Here is a 15,329-nt window from a genome sequence, read left to right as displayed (position 1 = left end):
TGAAGAGAATTCACAATTGGCCGCTATCTCACCCGTTGGAGCTTTGCTCGCAAAGCGAAGGTTTGAGATCCCTCCCAGCTTTCGCTTTGCGAGCAAAGCTCCAACGGCGGCACTCTTCAGCTAGGCAAGCAGGCCCTGCTCTTGCAGCCAGGTGGTGCAGTGCGCCACCGCTTCGGCCAGTTTGTCGTTCTGGCCGAAGTAGTAGTGGTTGGCACCGGCCACTTCCCGGAGGGTGGCCTGCCCTGATTGGAACCCGCCGAACAGCCGGCGGGTATGGCTGGGGGTACAGGCATTGTCTGCGGTGTTACCAATCACCAGGGCGGGCACCCGGATGCGACCGGCACAGGCCGGCCCGTTGGCGCGGGAATCGTCGTAGCTCCACTGACTCAGCCAGCCACGCAGGGTGTTGAAACGGGCCAGGGCCACCGGACCGTTGTTAACGGTTCGCGGGTCGCCCAGATAACAGGTCCCCGGGGGGCGCTCATTGGGATCCTGCTGCGGGTCCAGCCAACGGACGTCGCACATGGTGCGGTGGACGATAAAGCCGTATTCCTCGTTGGGCAGGCCGCGGTTTCGAAAATCCGACAGTTTTTCTTTCACCCAGCCGGTGATGCGCCGGTTGCGGTCGATCTGGGCCTGGCGGAACCGGGCCACGAATGCCTCGCTGTAGGGCGGCTGGTTGGGGCACTCCGGATGATAAATATCCAGCTCCCGGTCCCGCTGCTCCGGATCGCTTTCATCCAGCACGGACGGGTCCAACCATTCGGTCATGGTAATAGCCCGGGACACATGGGCGGCGAGCAGCATGATGCCGTCTGCGGGGATCAGTTTCCGGGCCGTCAGGTCGTAGGGGTCTCCCGCCGGGGTCTCGGTAATCTGCGGATCTTCCGCTTCCGCCTGGTAAAGCAGACTCAGGGAGCCGCCGCCGGACCAGCCCGCCAATACCACTGTTTCAAAACCCAACCGCTCTTTGGCATCGCGCACACAGGCGCCAAGATCGGCCACCACTTTCTCCATCAGCAAGGCGCTATCGGCGCCCCGGTAGCGGCTGTTGCAATAGATCACCGACACCCCGGCTTTCGCCAGCGCCGACACCATGGGCAGGTAGGCGCCACCGCCCACCGGGTGCATGAAAATCACCACCGTCTTGCCGGGTCCGCTTTTGGGTGTCAGCAGGTGGGACTCCAGGGCCACCAGATCCATGGGGCCTGCATAGGTGTCCTTGAAACGGGATTGTTCACTGAAGGTGACCAGATAGGGGGTACGGTCATAGTGCTTGCTCATTGCTGCGCATCCTTGTCGCTGGGGTTCTTGATCTTTGAGAAATCCGTTTTGCTCATGTCGATGCCGCGCAGGTCCAGGGCGGCAGCACCGAAATTGCGCTCTTTCAGGGCCCGGGTTTTTTCGGTCCATTCCTTGAGCACGCGGTGAGCGTTGGCGGCATCCTTGGCCACCACCGCCTCGTAGTCCGGATCCTTGATGGTGATTTCCAGGGGAATGCCGTTGGGGTCAAAGAAATAGATGGAGTGAATGAACTCGTGGTCGATGGGCCCAAAGCAGGGGCGACCGGCCTGATTGATGCGACGGCGCCAGGCTTTAAGCTCTTCCCGGGTGTCCACTTCAAAAGCCAGGTGCAGGTCGAAGGCGCTGCGCGGGCGGAACAGTTTTTCATCGGCCCCTTCCGGGGCGTCGAAAAAGGCGATGAAGTTGTCGTCACCCATCTTGAAGAACAGGTGCATGTAGTCGATCTTGCGCCCGGTACCCGGCTCCTCGTCGAAGACCATGGCCAGGGTCAGCGGCAACCCCAGCACGTCCTCGTAAAACCAGCGGGTCTGCTCCGCATCGCGGCAACGGTAGGCACTGTGGTGCACATGCTTGAGCATGGCACACTCCGGCAGGCTGCTCATGGTTGGCTCCTGATTGTTGTTAGAATTCGGATGCCATTGTTGCCACAGGCTGGCCGGGAACTGAAAACCAAAACCACCAAGAACCTGTCAGTTCTGGACATTCGCGCTGGACCGGTGACAGTGGCAAACTGTCTGCCCCTTTTATCGGCAGCATGGCAACGCAAATGGCAGACACGGCAATCATCAACGAAGTTGGCCTTCGTGACGGCCTGCAGAATCAACCGGTTACCGTGGACACGGACACCAAGGCCCGACTGGCCCGGCTGCTGGTGGATGCGGGTATGCGCTACCTGGAACCGGTGAGCTTTGTCAGCCCCAAGGCCATTCCGCAAATGGCCGACGCCGCGGCCCTGACGCCCTTGCTGCCGCAGGGAGAGCACCTGCACTACACCGCCCTGGTCCCCAACCTGAAGGGCTATCAGCTGGCCAGGGAGGCGGGCTACCCCACGGTGGCGCTGGTGCTGTCCACCACGGACTCCTTCAACGAACGCAACCTGCGCATGAGCCTGGAGCAGGCGGCGCAGAGCTGCGAGACGATCATCCAGGCCGCCAGGGAAGACGGCATTGCCACACGCACTTATATCTCCGGCGCCTTCGCCTGCCCCTACGACGGCCCGGTGCCGGAGAGCCTGCCCCGGCAGCTGGCCGAGCGCATGTTCACCGCCGGCAGTGACGAGGTGGCCATTGCCGACACCATCGGCGCCGGCAACCCGCAACAGATGAAAGCCATCATGGCGCCACTGATTCGCGACATCGGTGCAGAGCGCTTTTATGTGCACCTGCACGACACCCGCGGCCTGGCCGCTGCCATGGCCTGGGAAGCGGCCGATCTGGGGGTGAGGAAATTCGACGCCTCCGTGGGCGGGCTGGGCGGTTGCCCCTTTGCGCCGGGCGCCACCGGCAATATGGCCACCGAAGACCTGGTCTACCTGCTGGAAAGCTGTGGGCTGAATACCGGTATCAATATTGAAGGGCTGCGTGAAGCAGTGGCGCTGGCCGCCGAAGCCACCCAGCGTCCCCTGGGTGGGCGCATTCTCGACTGGATGGCCTCCCAGGAAAAACAGGGCAAGACGCCCTGCCTGTGGTAATCCGTCACACCCGGAAGTCCATTTCCCCGTTTGATCCGTTGGCGCTTTGCTCGCGGACTGAGAGCCAGAAGCACCGCCCGCAGACCGGCTCCCGGGGCGAGAGCCTCAGGCGCCGGTGCCGGCCCGCTGCTCGCGAATCAGGTGGTCCAGCAGGGCCTTGTCCTGTTGTGACACCCGCCAGTGGATATCGGCCTGCTCCATCAGGGCAACCAGATCATCCAGGCTGAAGGCACCAATCTTCCCAGCCAGCAGCGCATCCACCCGAGCCGCGGACAAATCCAGCCACCGACAGGCATGATCCCGGTTCCAGCCCTTATCGGTGATGCCCTGTTGCAAATTCATCAGCAGGCGGCTGCGCAACTCCATTTCCCGGGCCTGCCGGCCATCGTCTTCCAGGTGGCCCCAGCCCCGGTCAAACCACTGTGTCTCCATAGCGCCTCCTTCCGGTACCGGCCCGGCAGGATCGCCGGACCCTGCCCTCAGGCTACACCGCAGAGCGGCAGAGACAACCCGGCGGCGGACCTCAGCCTTGGCGTATCACCATGCAAGTGGCGGTGGCATGGGCATAGAGTTTGCCGTCCTCGTCTTCGATGCGGCCTTCGCTGATCACCAGGTTACGACCCGCGTTGATCACCCGGCCTTCCGCGCGCAGGGTCTTGTTGAATGGCAACGGCCGGCACATCTTGATGGTCAGATCCGTGGTGCCGTAACTCTCGCCCGCCGCCAGTACTGTATGGGTGGCACAGCCGGTGACCGAGTCCAGCACGGTGGCGGCAAAGCCACCATGGACGCCACCCAGGGGGTTGGTATGGCGTTCATCGGCGGTGGCCAGGAAGACCACCCGACCCTCCTCTACCTGATCCGGCGTCATGGGCATGGTGTCCGAGATGGGCGGGCGCGGCAGGTTGCCGGCGGCGAAGGCCTGCATGATTTCCAGGCCGGTCAGCGTTGCAATATTCATGGCATGTCCTGTTGGTCATAAGGAATGCCCGTTATTGTAGGTTCCTTTTTGGAACTTACAATACGATACAGGCCGTATCCCGGCAAACGGCAGGGGCGAAACGCAACAGCGTTTCAGGAAAGGGGCGGCCCGGAGCGAGAAGCGAGTGACGAGGAGCGAAAGACAAAACCGGTTTCTTCTCGTAACTCGTAACGGATTTTTCCCTTACAACGTCACCGTCCGGCAACAGTTCCTGCCGGCCTCCCGGGCGGCAACCAGGGCGGCTTCCACCGCCTGCAGGGCGGTGTCCGTGGAGCCGTAGTCGTCTTTCTCCGCATCACAGGGCATCAGGGTTGCCACTCCCAGACTCACCGTCAGAGGGGTGGGCAGGCCAGGCAGAGACAGCACCGCCTGGCGGCAATCCTCCGCCACATCCTCGGCCTGGTTGAGGCCGGCTTCCGGCAGCACCATCAGGAACTGCTTGCCGGTGAAGCGCCCCAGGCAACCACTGTCCCCTCCCAGTCCGGCCAGGGCCTCGGCCACCGCTACCAGGGCATCATCGCCGGCAGCATGCCCGTGCTGCTGGTTGAGCTTATCCAGGTTGCCCACTTCCACCAGCAACAGCGAGAGGGGCTCACGGGTTCGCAAACCCAAGGTCAGATTCTGGCGCAACTGCTCCAGAATCACCGGCCGATTGCTGAGGCCGGTGAGCGCATCCTGGCGGGCCAGCCCAGCCAGTTCGCGATTCAGCTGTTCCAGCTCATCCCGTTGTTCGCGCAGGGCGATTTCCCCGTTCACCTGGGCGGTAATGTCTTCCAGCTGCGACAGGAAATAGCGCGGGCTACCGTCACTGTTGCGCACCAGCGACACCGCCAACAGCACCCACACTTCATGACCATCTTTGTGGGTATAACGTTTTTTCATGCGGTAGGAGGTCGCTTCACCGCGCAGCAGGCTCTCCACGTACTCCAGATCCCGGTCCAGATCATCCGGGTGCGTGATGGCCTGGAAATCAATCTCGAGAAGCTCGGTGTCGCTGTAGCCGACAATCTGACTCACCGCCTCATTCACCCGCAGCCAGCGGCCATTGGGAGCCACAATGGCCATGCCGATGGCAGCATGACGAAACGCCCCCTCGAACAGGGCGACACTGGCTTCCATGTCTTCCGCCGCCTGCACCCGCTGGGCGTCCTGCCAGCTTCGCTCAAGACCATGGCCCAGTGATTGGGCCATGAGCTCCAGCAACTCCACTTCCTCGACACTGAACGGCTCCGGGCGGGGTCGGGTGTCGCTGAAATTCAGGGTACCCACGATCTCACCCTGCACCCGGACAGGGGTCGCGATGTAGGCCTGCAGCTGCAGCCCCGTATAGGCTGGATGGGAGCGCATGGATTCGAGGGCTCCCACGTCGTGCAGTGCCACTGAACCCTGTTTGGCCATGACCCCTGCGCAGTAGGTATCTCCCAGGGCGAATTGATCACCCGTGCGGACGGCATCGTTAGCGGACTGCACGGCCAATACCCGGTACTGGTCACCCTGAATACGGCTGATGATTCCCACGGACAGCCCCAGCAGGCGGCAACCCACCTCCAGATACTGTCGGTATAGCTCGTTGCTGTCCGCACCACTCAGCAACGACAACCGATGCAGTTCCTTCAGCCCTGCCAGACGCAGGTCTACCCCCTCATCCATGATACTGATCCTGTTCAGGTAACATTTCCGCAGTCGTTATTTGTATACGGCTACGGCCCGCAAGTAAAAAGCTTGCGCAGAGTTTGTTGTCGCCACACAAAAAAGGCGCCCCGGGGCGCCTCCTGGAAACGCACTGCTCAGCGTAGCTGAAACAGAATCTGCAGCAGCTGGATACCCAGCAGCACAAACAACGGACTCAGGTCGAAGCCCCCCATGGGCGGCAGCAGTTTGCGCACCGGGGCCATGATCGGCTCGGTGATCTGCACGATTACCCGAACCACCGGGCTGTAGGGGTCCGGCGCCACCCAGCTGAGCAACACGCGAATCAGTACCGTCCAGAACACATAATTGAGGATCAGGTTGGCCAGTTCACGCAGCGCATGGATGACCAGTGCCCCACCGATGCCGCTGGGCAGCCCACCCACCTGGATGCTCAGCAAAATCACCGTTTTGAGGATGATCAGCACCACCACCAGAACCAGGGAAGCGATATCCAGCCCACCGTAACCGGGAATCACCCGGCGCAGGGGCTTGAGCAGCGGATTGGTGGCCTTGAGCACGAACTGGGAGATGGGATTATAGAAATCCGCCCGGGCCAGCTGCAGCACAAAGCGGGTCAGTACGATAAAGATGTAGGCGCTGAAAACAAAGTCCAGCAGGAAAAACAGGGCGCCCTGGGGGTTCATGGATGACTCCGTGGTTCGCGACAGGGGAAGAGTTTGGGGCACGCAGGGAAAAATTCAAAGGGGGAGATGTATGTAGGAGCGTCGCTGGCGGCGCGATTTCGGCGTGGGTTATCGCGCCGCCAGCGACGCTCCTACAAAAGTTGTTCAGCCCGCCAGCTCTTCCGAGCGCTCCCGGGCGGCTGCCACGGCGGCCTGAACCTGCTCGCGGAAACCCGCTTCCTCGAAGACATTCAGGGCCGCGGCGGTGGTGCCACCGGGGCTGGTGACCTGCTGGCGCAGCACATCCGGGCCCGCTTCACTGGCCACAGCCAGTTGCGCTGCCCCCCAGGCGGTCTGCAATACCATCTGGCGAGCGGTGGCCGGGTCCAGGCCCTGGGCCTTGGCGGCTTCGATCAGGGATTCCATCAGCAGGAAGAAGTAGGCCGGGCCGGAGCCGGACACCGCAGTGACCGCATCCAGTTCCTTTTCCTGGGCAAACCAGAAGGTCAGCCCCACGGAACCCAGGATTTCCTTGGCCATGGTTTTCTGTTCATCGCTCACCCCCTCGGCGGCATACAACCCGGTGGCACCCGCCTGTACCAGCGACGGGGTGTTGGGCATGCAACGCACGATCGGGGTCTCCCCCAGCCAGCTCCGCAGGTTGGCCACGGTCACGCCGGCGGCAATGGAGATCACCAGCGGCTGGCGATCGGCAATCAGGTCGCGCAGATCCTCGCACACGGCCTGCATCATTTGCGGCTTGACCGCCAGCACCAGCACGTCCACCCGCCCGGCCACATCCCGGTTTTCGTTGGTCACATGGACCCGGTGCAGCTGGGAGACTTCCTCCAGACGGTCACGGGAGGGGTCGCTCATCCAGATACGGGCGGGGCGAATTCCTTTCGCCACCATGCCGCCGGCCAGGCTGGTGGCCATGTTGCCAGCGCCAATAAATCCGATGCTTTGTTGTGCCATAACTGCGCAATCCTTGTCGTGTGTTGTAACGCGTACGCTTGTCGTTGGGCCAACGGCGGGGGTTTCAGCCGTCAGGGAGTGCGCGGACCAAACAGGGCGGTGCCCACACGGACGATGGTGGCGCCTTCTTCGATGGCTACGCCGAAATCCGCACTCATACCCATGGAGAGCGTATCGAGGGACGGCATTGTATTGCGCAATTGTGACAGTGTCATGGCGAGCTGTCGGAAAGCCCCCCGGCTGTTGTCCTCGCTGTTTGCCAGGGGAATGGCCATCAGCCCGCGCAGGCGCAGGTTGGGCAAGGCTGCAATCTGCTCTGCTAGGGCAGGCACCGCATCCAGCGGAATGCCGCTTTTGCTGTCTTCATCGTCCACATTCACCTGGATACAGACATTCAGCGGCGCCAACCCCGTCGGCCGCTGGTCACTGAGCCGGCGGGCCACTTTTAGCCGGTCCACGGAGTGCACCCAGTCAAAATGGGCCGCGATATCGCGCGTCTTGTTGGACTGGATCGGGCCGATGAAATGCCACACCAGCTCCTTGCCCTGCAGCGCCGCTATCTTGTCCAGGGCCTCTTGCAGATAGTTCTCGCCGAAGTGCCGCTGCCCCTGGTCAGCCAGACGGGCCACTTCATCCGCTGTGCGGGTCTTGCTCACCGCCAGCAACTGCACACTGTCGCTGGCGCGACCGGACTGCTCACAAAATGCATTTATTTGCGTATTAACTTGCACCAGTGGGCTTTTGGAGTCTGTCATTATTGAACGGCTCAAGAGGTCGGGTTACTTTAGGCATGCGACGAATTTCTGAGGAAGCCGGTTTCAGGCTGCCGACATAATAACAAAAGGGGGCATCGGGCTCCCTTTCAATACCAGACAACCCAAGTAGACACCCATGGATATTACCGAGCTGCTCGCCTTCAGCGCCAAAAACGGCGCTTCCGACCTTCACTTGTCCGCCGGCCTGCCACCGATGATCCGCGTAGACGGGGACGTGCGCCGCATCAATCTGCCGGCCATGGAGCACAAGGAAGTCCACGCGCTGATCTACGACATCATGAACGACAAGCAGCGCAAGGACTTCGAGGAATTCTTCGAAACCGATTTCTCCTTCGAGGTGCCCGGCGTGGCCCGTTTCCGGGTCAACGCCTTCAACCACAACCGGGGCGCCGGTGCGGTATTCCGGACCATTCCCTCGAAAGTGCTGACCATGGAAGACCTGGGCATGGGCAAGGTGTTCCAGAAGATTTCCGAGATGCCACGGGGCATTGTGCTGGTTACCGGGCCCACCGGTTCCGGTAAGTCCACCACCCTGGCGGCGATGATCGACTACATCAACGATTCCCGCTACGAGCATATCCTCACCATCGAGGACCCCATCGAATTCGTGCACGAATCCAAGAAGTGTCTGGTCAACCAGCGGGAAGTGCACCGTGACACCCTGGGCTTCGCCGAAGCTCTGCGCTCGGCCCTGCGGGAAGATCCGGACATCATTCTGGTGGGGGAAATGCGGGATCTGGAAACCATCCGTCTGGCACTGACCGCGGCAGAAACCGGTCACCTGGTGTTCGGCACCCTGCACACCACCTCCGCCGCCAAGACCATTGACCGGGTGGTGGACGTGTTCCCCGCCGAAGAAAAATCCATGGTCCGTTCCATGCTGTCGGAATCACTGCAAGCGGTGATTTCCCAGACCCTGATGAAAAAGAACGGCGGCGGCCGGGTGGCGGCCCATGAAATCATGATTGGTACCCCGGCGATCCGGAACCTGATCCGCGAAGATAAAGTGGCGCAGATGTATTCCGCCATCCAGACCGGCGGCGCCCTGGGCATGCAGACCCTGGATCAGTGCCTGCAGGGCCTGGTGCAGAAAGGGCTGGTATCCCGTGAAGTGGCTCGTGAAAAAGCCAAGAGCCCGGACTCAATCTAACGAGGAGAATGACAGATGGAATTCGAAGAGCTCCTCAAACTGATGGTGCAGAAAGGCGGGTCCGACCTGTTCATTACCGCCGGCGTGCCCCCCAGCATGAAAGTGAACGGCAAGATTTTGCCGGTCACCAAGAGCGCGCTGACCCCGGACATGACCCGGGATATCGTGTTCGGCGTGATGACCGAACAGCAACGCAAGGAATTCGTGGCGCACCACGAGTGCAACTTCGCCATCTCTGCCCGGGGCGTCGGCCGTTTTCGGGTGTCCGCTTTCTATCAGCGGAATCTGGTGGCCATGGTCCTGCGTCGCATCGAGACCAAGATTCCCAATGTGGATGATCTGCGACTGCCGCCAGTGATCAAGGAACTGGCCATGACCAAGCGGGGCCTGGTGATCTTTGTGGGCGCCACCGGTACCGGTAAGTCCACCTCGCTGGCCTCCATGATCGGCCACCGCAACAAGAACTCGAAGGGTCACATCATTACCATTGAGGACCCCATCGAATTCATCCATCAGCATCAGGGCTGTATCGTCACCCAGCGCGAGGTGGGCATCGATACCGAGTCCTTCGATGTGGCGCTGAAGAACACCCTGCGTCAGGCACCGGACGTGATTCTGATCGGTGAGATCCGGACCCCGGAAACCATGGACAAGGCCATCGCCTTCGCGGAAACCGGCCACCTCTGTCTGGCCACCCTGCACGCCAATAACGCCAACCAGGCGCTGGACCGGATCATCCACTTCTTCCCGGCAGACCGTCACGGCCAGCTGTGGATGGATCTCTCCCTGAACCTGAAGGGCATCGTCGCCCAGCAACTGATTCCCACCCCGGACGGCAAGGGTCGCCGTGCCGCCATTGAGGTCTTGCTGGGTACGCCGCTGGTTCAGGATCATATCCGCAAGGGCGAAGTGCACATGCTCAAGCAGCTGATGAGCAAGTCCCGGGAACAGGGCATGCAGACCTTCGACCAGGCACTTTACGACCTCTACTCCGCTGGCGAAATCACCTACGAAGACGCCATGCTCCACGCGGATTCGCCCAACGATCTGCGCCTGATGATCAAACTGGGCAACGAGACCGACGCCTCCAGCCTGGATGTGGCCACGCGGGGATTGAGCATTGAGGACACGGAGTAAAGACAGTTAATAATTAACAGTGAATAGTTAATAGTTGCGCGGGTAAGCCCGTTACGGACTGATGGGCCCTGCCCGCGATAGCAGGGACGCTTTTTTACTTTACCAATGGAGGGGGAAACCCATGCAACAACAAAAAGAAACGCACCTGACACCCATCGGCTATCTGCTGTGGTTTTTCGGCGGGATCTTCGGTTACCACCGGTTTTACTATGGCCGCCAGCTCACCGGCCTGCTGTGGATGTTGACCGCCGGGCTGTTACTGATCGGCTGGATCGTGGATGCCTTCCTGATTCCTGGCATGAACCGGGACGCCAATAACCAGTTCAAGAGCGGCGAGACCGACTACAGCGTGGCCTGGGTACTGATGCTGTTCCTGGGCATCTTCGGCGCCCACCGCTTCTACATGGGCAAGATCGGCACCGGGGTGCTCTACCTGCTGACGCTGGGCCTACTCGGCTTCGGCGTACTGTATGACCTGTTCACCCTCAATGGCCAGGTCTCCGAACGCAACGGCGAAACCGCCCAGGGCGAGCCGGTTCCTGCCTGATCACGCCGGGAGCAGGCTGTCAGCCTGCTCCGCTTTCTGCCCATCATCTATTACCCAACTGTATTAGAGCCATCCTATGCTGCTGGCCGCTATTCGCCGCTTGTTCTCTGAAGACTACTACGTCCAGATCCACGAGAATCACTACGTCGTCCACTCACTGGACAAACCGGGGGAATCACAAAGCTTTCCCGCTACAGATGCCTTTAGTACGTCACGATTGTTGATCGGTCATTTCATTGTTGCCGAAACACTGTTGCGAGCCTCACTCCGGCAAATGAACGGCGGATCCAGACTGAAAAGCTATCGACTTATCATGCACCCCCGGGACAAGGTAGAAGGCGGTCTTTGTGAGGTAGAAACCCGGGTGCTGCTGGATCTTGCATTCGGAGCAGGCGCTCATGATGCCATCATCTGGGAAAAGGAACCGCTTTCCGCAACGCAGGCCAAAGCCCTGTGGGACAAAACTCAGTAATGCGGCGGCGGTGCATCCTCAATACGTGACGCGGCCATTTCCTCGGACAGGTCCAGCACCCGGTCCACCAGTTTGCGGCACACCTTTTCAAGCTCGTCGATTTTTCCCTGCTGGTCGCTGATCACCTTGTTCAGGTGCTGAACCAGGTCTTCCTGGTAGGCCAGTTTGGTTTCGATATCGACCAGGCGTTCTTCACTCATGATCTGCTCTCGATGGCGTTGGAGCCTTGCTTGCAAGGCGAAGACCCGAAATTACCCCTTCGCCTTGCGAGCAAGGCTCCAACGGCGAAGGGGGAGGCAGCCCCATTGTACTTGCCCGCACGCAATATTGCCGCTAAGGTTTGCCCCGTCTTGGGGGAGTAGTCGCTAGAGCGCTTGAGCCTCCTGGTGGCCGTCAACATAGTTGCGCCTAATGCGCATGGCGTCCACGCCCGCACCCTCGCGGATTGCGGATTGACGAGACCTGAGACATCGCTGGTATTCCGCAGGGGCGGGATTGACCGGTGGTGTCTCTGTGTCGCAATCCCGCCCCTCTGGAAACGTTCATGGAAGCTCTACTCAGCTCATTCCTGCTGGTTGGCCTCGGCGAAATCGGCGACAAGACCCAGCTGTTATCCCTGGCACTGATTCTCAAGTTCCGCAAACCCTGGCCGATCCTGGCAGGCGTACTGGTTGCTACCCTGCTCAACCATGGCGTGTCCGTGTGGTTCGGCGACTGGCTGGCCGGGGCCATTCCCGGAGACTGGCTACGCTGGATTCTCGGCATCAGCTTTATTGGCCTGGGCCTGTGGATGCTGATACCCGACGATGACGAAAAAGTGGATGATGATCCCCGCTTCGGCCCCTTCCTGACCGCGCTGGTACTGTTCTTCATTGCCGAGATCGGTGACAAGACCCAGCTCGCCACCATTGCTCTGGCGGTGCAGTTCAAGGATCAGTTCTGGCCGGTTCTGGGCGGCTCCACCCTGGGCATGATCGCCGCCAACTTGCCCGTCATCTGGCTGGCGCACCAGTTTGGCGGCGACAAACTGGAAACCTGGGCCCACCGAATCAGTGCCGGACTCTTTATCGGGTTTGGCGTTTTCGCGCTGCTCGGTTGATGGACTCCCCCCAAGAATGTGGCCGCGAAAACTCTCATGCAGGGTTTGTGCTTAGAAACTCGTCACTCGCGGCGCCTGTCGCGGTCCAGCGACCACTCCCACAGTGGGCTATCCGACCAAGCCTGCTACAATCCCACCGACCTTGCGTACATGCGTGTTGCATGTACGCCTGTTAGCGAGCAAATTCATGGCCCTGACCGCCACCATTTATAAAGCCGAATTGACCGTGTCCGACATGGACCGGGACTACTACGCCACCCATAATCTGACCGTGGCGTTGCACCCGTCGGAAACCGAATCGCGGATGATGTTGCGGCTGCTGGCCTTTGCCCTGAATGCCCACGAAGACCTGGCCTTTACCCGCGGCCTGTCCAGCACCGACGAGCCGGACCTGTGGCAGCGCAACCCGGACGACACCCTGGAGCACTGGATCGAACTGGGCATGCCCGACGAGAAACGCCTCCGCAAGGCGTGCGGCCTGGCCCGGCAGGTGACGATTTACACCTATGGCGCCCGCGCACCCCAGGTGTGGTGGGACACCATGAAGAACAAGGTGACCCGCTTCAGCAACCTGCACATTGTTCACGTAGACCCGGACAGCGAAGCGACGCTGGCCCCGTTGATGCAGCGCACCATGCAACTGCAATGCATGATCCAGGATGGCCAAATCTGGTTTGGCAGCACCGAACAATCCATGGAGATGGGCCTGACAACCTGGTTTGGCGTCAGCCCCCATCACTGAATCTTCACGCTGCGTCCAATGCCTTCGTGTTACTAGTGCAACCGCCATTTCATTGACAACGGAGACCCCATGTCAGACCTGATTCTGCACCACTACGCCCTGTCCCCCTTTTCCGAAAAGGTGCGGGCCATGCTCGGCTACGCCGGTCTGGACTGGCAATCGGTCACCGTGCGCGAAATGCCGCCGCGGCCACAACTGGCCCCCCTGGCCGGGGGTTACCGGAAAATCCCGGTGGCACAGAGCGGCGCCGATGTATTCTGTGATACCCGCATCATCAGCCAGGAAATTGCCCGCTTGGCCAACAAGCCGGAACTGGTCGCCGACAACTGTGACGCCCAGGTGCAGGAATTTGTCGCCCGGGTAGATCTGGACATCTTTCTCGCCTGCATTATTTCCGCCGGCAACCTGACCCTGCTGCGCAAGGTGCTCAAGGAATCCTCGCTGCTGGATCTGGGACGCCTGTTGTGGGACCGCATCGCCATGGGCAGCAAGGCCAAGGTGAAAACCAACAGCCCGAAACAGATGAAGCGGATGGTCGAAGCCCACCTGACCGATCTGGAGGGGAAGCTGGAATCCCAGTCCTTCCTGTTTGGCGACAGCCCCAACGCCGGCGATTTTTCCGCCTACCATAGCCTGTGGTTCCAGCGTGATCTGGCGGAACAGCCCCGCTTCAAACGCTACCCGAAAGTGAATGCCTGGCTGGATCGCCTGCAGGCCTATGGGCAGGGCAACAGCACCCCGATCAGCGCCGACCAGGCCCTGGAACAGGCCCGTGCCGCCAGCCCCCGTGCCCTGCCCGACTCCACCCAGGACCAGGCACTGCTCGGCAAGATCGTGAGCGTGGCGCCGAACGACTACGGCCGCATTCCGGTGGAAGGCACTCTGGTGGCCAGCACCGATGAGCGCTGGATCGTGGCGCGGGACGAGGACGCCGTGGGCCGGGTGCATGTACACCTGCCACGTCAGGGATTTGTGATCCGGGCGGTCTGACGGATCACTCATTCAACCGTTGGAGCCTTGCTTGCAAGGCGAAAGGCTTTATTTTGACGCCGTGCCAACGGCTGATCTTTCGCTTTGCGAGCAAAGCTCCAACGGGAACTTGCTGCCATCAGGATCCATTTACAGGCTGCGCTGATTCACCCGTTTCATTAATTCTTCAGCGCTTTCCTTGCGCTCGGAATAACGATCGGTGAGGTAGTCGCTGCGGTCGCGGGTAAGCAGGGTGAACTTCACCAGCTCTTCCATCACATCGACAATACGATCATAGAAACCGGATGGTTTCATGCGGTCGTTTTCATCGAACTCAAGAAACGCTTTCGGCACCGACGACTGATTGGGGATGGTGAGCATGCGCATCCAGCGGCCCAGCACGCGGAGCTGGTTGACCGCATTGAACGATTGCGAGCCGCCACACACCTGCATCACCGCCAGGGTCTTGCCCTGGGTAGGACGCACCGCCCCCAGCGACAGGGGAATCCAGTCGATCTGCGCTTTCATGATGCCGGTCATGGCGCCATGGCGTTCCGGCGAGCACCACACCATCCCCTCACTCCAGGTCACCAGATCACGCAGCTCCTTCACCTTGGGGTGGCTGGCATCCTCACTGTCCGGCAGCGGCAGGCCGTCGGCATGAAAAATCCGCGGTTCGGCTCCCATGGCCTCCAGCAGACGGGCAGCTTCCTCCACCGCCAGACGGCTGAAGGACCGCTGGCGCAATGAACCGTACAACAACAGGATGCGCGGCTTGTGAGTGGACGGCTGATCCCGGAATACCTTTTCTGTGGTGGGGACCTGGAAACAATCGTTATCGAGATTGGGTAGATCTTTCATCGACGCTCTCATTGTTTGTCGGAGCCCATGCCTGGGGCAAGACCGTAGCGAGGCGCGAGTTGCGAAAACCGGGGTTCAAACCGCGTTACTCGAACCTCGCAACTTGATCGCCATGCAAGCATGGGCTCCTACAGGGTTACGCAGGATTTTCTTCGAACCAGTGGGGGGTGCGATTCACGATCGCCACCAGCGTCAGCATCACCGGCACTTCCACCAGCACGCCCACCACCGTGGCCAGAGCGGCGCCGGAGTGCAGGCCGAACAGGCTGATGGCCACGGTGGTGGGCGTGCTGGTGGAAGTGCCGGTGA

The 15,329-nt window shown here is 60.8% G+C and carries 18 protein-coding genes; 8 read left to right on the top strand and 10 right to left on the bottom strand.

From position 1 onward, the window contains the following. Positions 1-120 precede the first annotated feature (120 nt). Together A3714_RS02585 and A3714_RS02580 are read right to left on the bottom strand one after the other, a co-directional pair. Entirely contained in the window at positions 121-1,284 is a 1,164-nt protein-coding gene (locus A3714_RS02585) for an alpha/beta fold hydrolase (protein ID WP_063510075.1), read from the bottom strand. Further along, on the bottom strand, positions 1,281-1,907 hold the full coding sequence (locus A3714_RS02580; protein ID WP_062815003.1) for a VOC family protein: 627 nt from the start codon (positions 1,905-1,907) through the stop codon (positions 1,281-1,283). Before A3714_RS02580 ends, A3714_RS02585 begins: the two co-directional genes overlap by 4 nt. A gap of 164 nt (positions 1,908-2,071) precedes the next feature. Here A3714_RS02580 and A3714_RS02575 point away from each other — a divergent pair, with 164 nt between their 5' ends. After that, the gene (locus tag A3714_RS02575; protein WP_063510074.1) at positions 2,072-2,995 is read left to right on the top strand and encodes a hydroxymethylglutaryl-CoA lyase; all 924 of its coding nucleotides are present in this window, start codon (positions 2,072-2,074) and stop codon (positions 2,993-2,995) included. Between the two features lie 105 nt (positions 2,996-3,100). Here the strand turns inward: A3714_RS02575 and A3714_RS02570 are convergent, their stop codons facing one another. The 6 genes from A3714_RS02570 to A3714_RS02545 all read right to left on the bottom strand — a co-directional run bounded on the left by A3714_RS02570 (position 3,101) and on the right by A3714_RS02545 (position 8,022). After that, positions 3,101-3,427 (bottom strand): XRE family transcriptional regulator, encoded by a 327-nt coding sequence (locus tag A3714_RS02570; protein ID WP_063510073.1) that lies wholly within the window; start codon positions 3,425-3,427, stop codon positions 3,101-3,103. A 91-nt stretch (positions 3,428-3,518) separates the two neighbouring features. Further along, on the bottom strand, positions 3,519-3,956 hold the full coding sequence (locus A3714_RS02565; RefSeq protein WP_063510072.1) for a PaaI family thioesterase: 438 nt from the start codon (positions 3,954-3,956) through the stop codon (positions 3,519-3,521). A 204-nt stretch (positions 3,957-4,160) separates the two neighbouring features. Then, complete coding sequence (locus A3714_RS02560; protein ID WP_063525823.1) at positions 4,161-5,627, bottom strand: PAS domain S-box protein; 1,467 nt, start codon at positions 5,625-5,627, stop codon at positions 4,161-4,163. 137 nt (positions 5,628-5,764) lie between these two features. Beyond that, positions 5,765-6,313, bottom strand: a complete 549-nt coding sequence (locus A3714_RS02555) for a YggT family protein (RefSeq protein WP_063508867.1) — start codon at positions 6,311-6,313, stop codon at positions 5,765-5,767. A 144-nt stretch (positions 6,314-6,457) separates the two neighbouring features. Further along, positions 6,458-7,267 (bottom strand): pyrroline-5-carboxylate reductase, encoded by an 810-nt coding sequence (gene proC, locus A3714_RS02550; protein WP_063508868.1) that lies wholly within the window; start codon positions 7,265-7,267, stop codon positions 6,458-6,460. Between the two features lie 71 nt (positions 7,268-7,338). Next, on the bottom strand, positions 7,339-8,022 hold the full coding sequence (locus tag A3714_RS02545) for a YggS family pyridoxal phosphate-dependent enzyme (RefSeq protein WP_063508869.1): 684 nt from the start codon (positions 8,020-8,022) through the stop codon (positions 7,339-7,341). A gap of 136 nt (positions 8,023-8,158) precedes the next feature. On the opposite strand from A3714_RS02545, the gene A3714_RS02540 reads away from it, so the two are divergent. The 4 genes from A3714_RS02540 to A3714_RS02525 all read left to right on the top strand — a co-directional run bounded on the left by A3714_RS02540 (position 8,159) and on the right by A3714_RS02525 (position 11,349). Continuing rightward, positions 8,159-9,193 (top strand): type IV pilus twitching motility protein PilT, encoded by a 1,035-nt coding sequence (locus A3714_RS02540; RefSeq protein ID WP_063508870.1) that lies wholly within the window; start codon positions 8,159-8,161, stop codon positions 9,191-9,193. Between the two features lie 15 nt (positions 9,194-9,208). Further along, entirely contained in the window at positions 9,209-10,330 is a 1,122-nt protein-coding gene (locus A3714_RS02535; protein WP_062815017.1) for a PilT/PilU family type 4a pilus ATPase, read from the top strand. Positions 10,331-10,451: 121 nt separating this feature from the next. Further along, on the top strand, positions 10,452-10,877 hold the full coding sequence (locus A3714_RS02530) for a TM2 domain-containing protein (protein ID WP_063508871.1): 426 nt from the start codon (positions 10,452-10,454) through the stop codon (positions 10,875-10,877). A 76-nt stretch (positions 10,878-10,953) separates the two neighbouring features. Then, a complete protein-coding gene (locus A3714_RS02525) occupies positions 10,954-11,349 on the top strand; it encodes a hypothetical protein (RefSeq protein WP_063508872.1) in 396 nt (131 codons plus the stop codon). Here A3714_RS02525 and A3714_RS02520 read toward each other — a convergent pair. Further along, positions 11,343-11,549 (bottom strand): SlyX family protein, encoded by a 207-nt coding sequence (locus A3714_RS02520; protein WP_063508873.1) that lies wholly within the window; start codon positions 11,547-11,549, stop codon positions 11,343-11,345. The genes A3714_RS02525 and A3714_RS02520 overlap by 7 nt on opposite strands. Positions 11,550-11,893: 344 nt before the next feature. On the opposite strand from A3714_RS02520, the gene A3714_RS02515 reads away from it, so the two are divergent. The 3 genes from A3714_RS02515 to A3714_RS02505 all read left to right on the top strand — a co-directional run bounded on the left by A3714_RS02515 (position 11,894) and on the right by A3714_RS02505 (position 14,180). After that, positions 11,894-12,448 (top strand): TMEM165/GDT1 family protein, encoded by a 555-nt coding sequence (locus tag A3714_RS02515; protein WP_063525822.1) that lies wholly within the window; start codon positions 11,894-11,896, stop codon positions 12,446-12,448. Between the two features lie 187 nt (positions 12,449-12,635). Beyond that, positions 12,636-13,190 (top strand): YaeQ family protein, encoded by a 555-nt coding sequence (locus A3714_RS02510; RefSeq protein WP_063508450.1) that lies wholly within the window; start codon positions 12,636-12,638, stop codon positions 13,188-13,190. Positions 13,191-13,259: 69 nt separating this feature from the next. Beyond that, positions 13,260-14,180: a glutathione S-transferase family protein gene (locus A3714_RS02505; RefSeq protein WP_063508449.1), complete on the top strand. Its 921-nt coding sequence runs from the start codon at positions 13,260-13,262 to the stop codon at positions 14,178-14,180. Positions 14,181-14,309: 129 nt separating this feature from the next. Here the strand turns inward: A3714_RS02505 and arsH are convergent, their stop codons facing one another. Then, positions 14,310-15,020, bottom strand: coding sequence for an arsenical resistance protein ArsH (gene arsH, locus A3714_RS02500; protein ID WP_063508448.1), 711 nt, complete (start codon positions 15,018-15,020; stop codon positions 14,310-14,312). Positions 15,021-15,329 lie beyond the last annotated feature (309 nt).

The organism is Alcanivorax sp. HI0007 (genome assembly GCF_001635525.1).
Classification (GTDB): Bacteria; Pseudomonadota; Gammaproteobacteria; order Pseudomonadales; family Alcanivoracaceae; genus Alcanivorax.
This window is presented reverse-complemented; position numbering and strand designations above follow the sequence as displayed.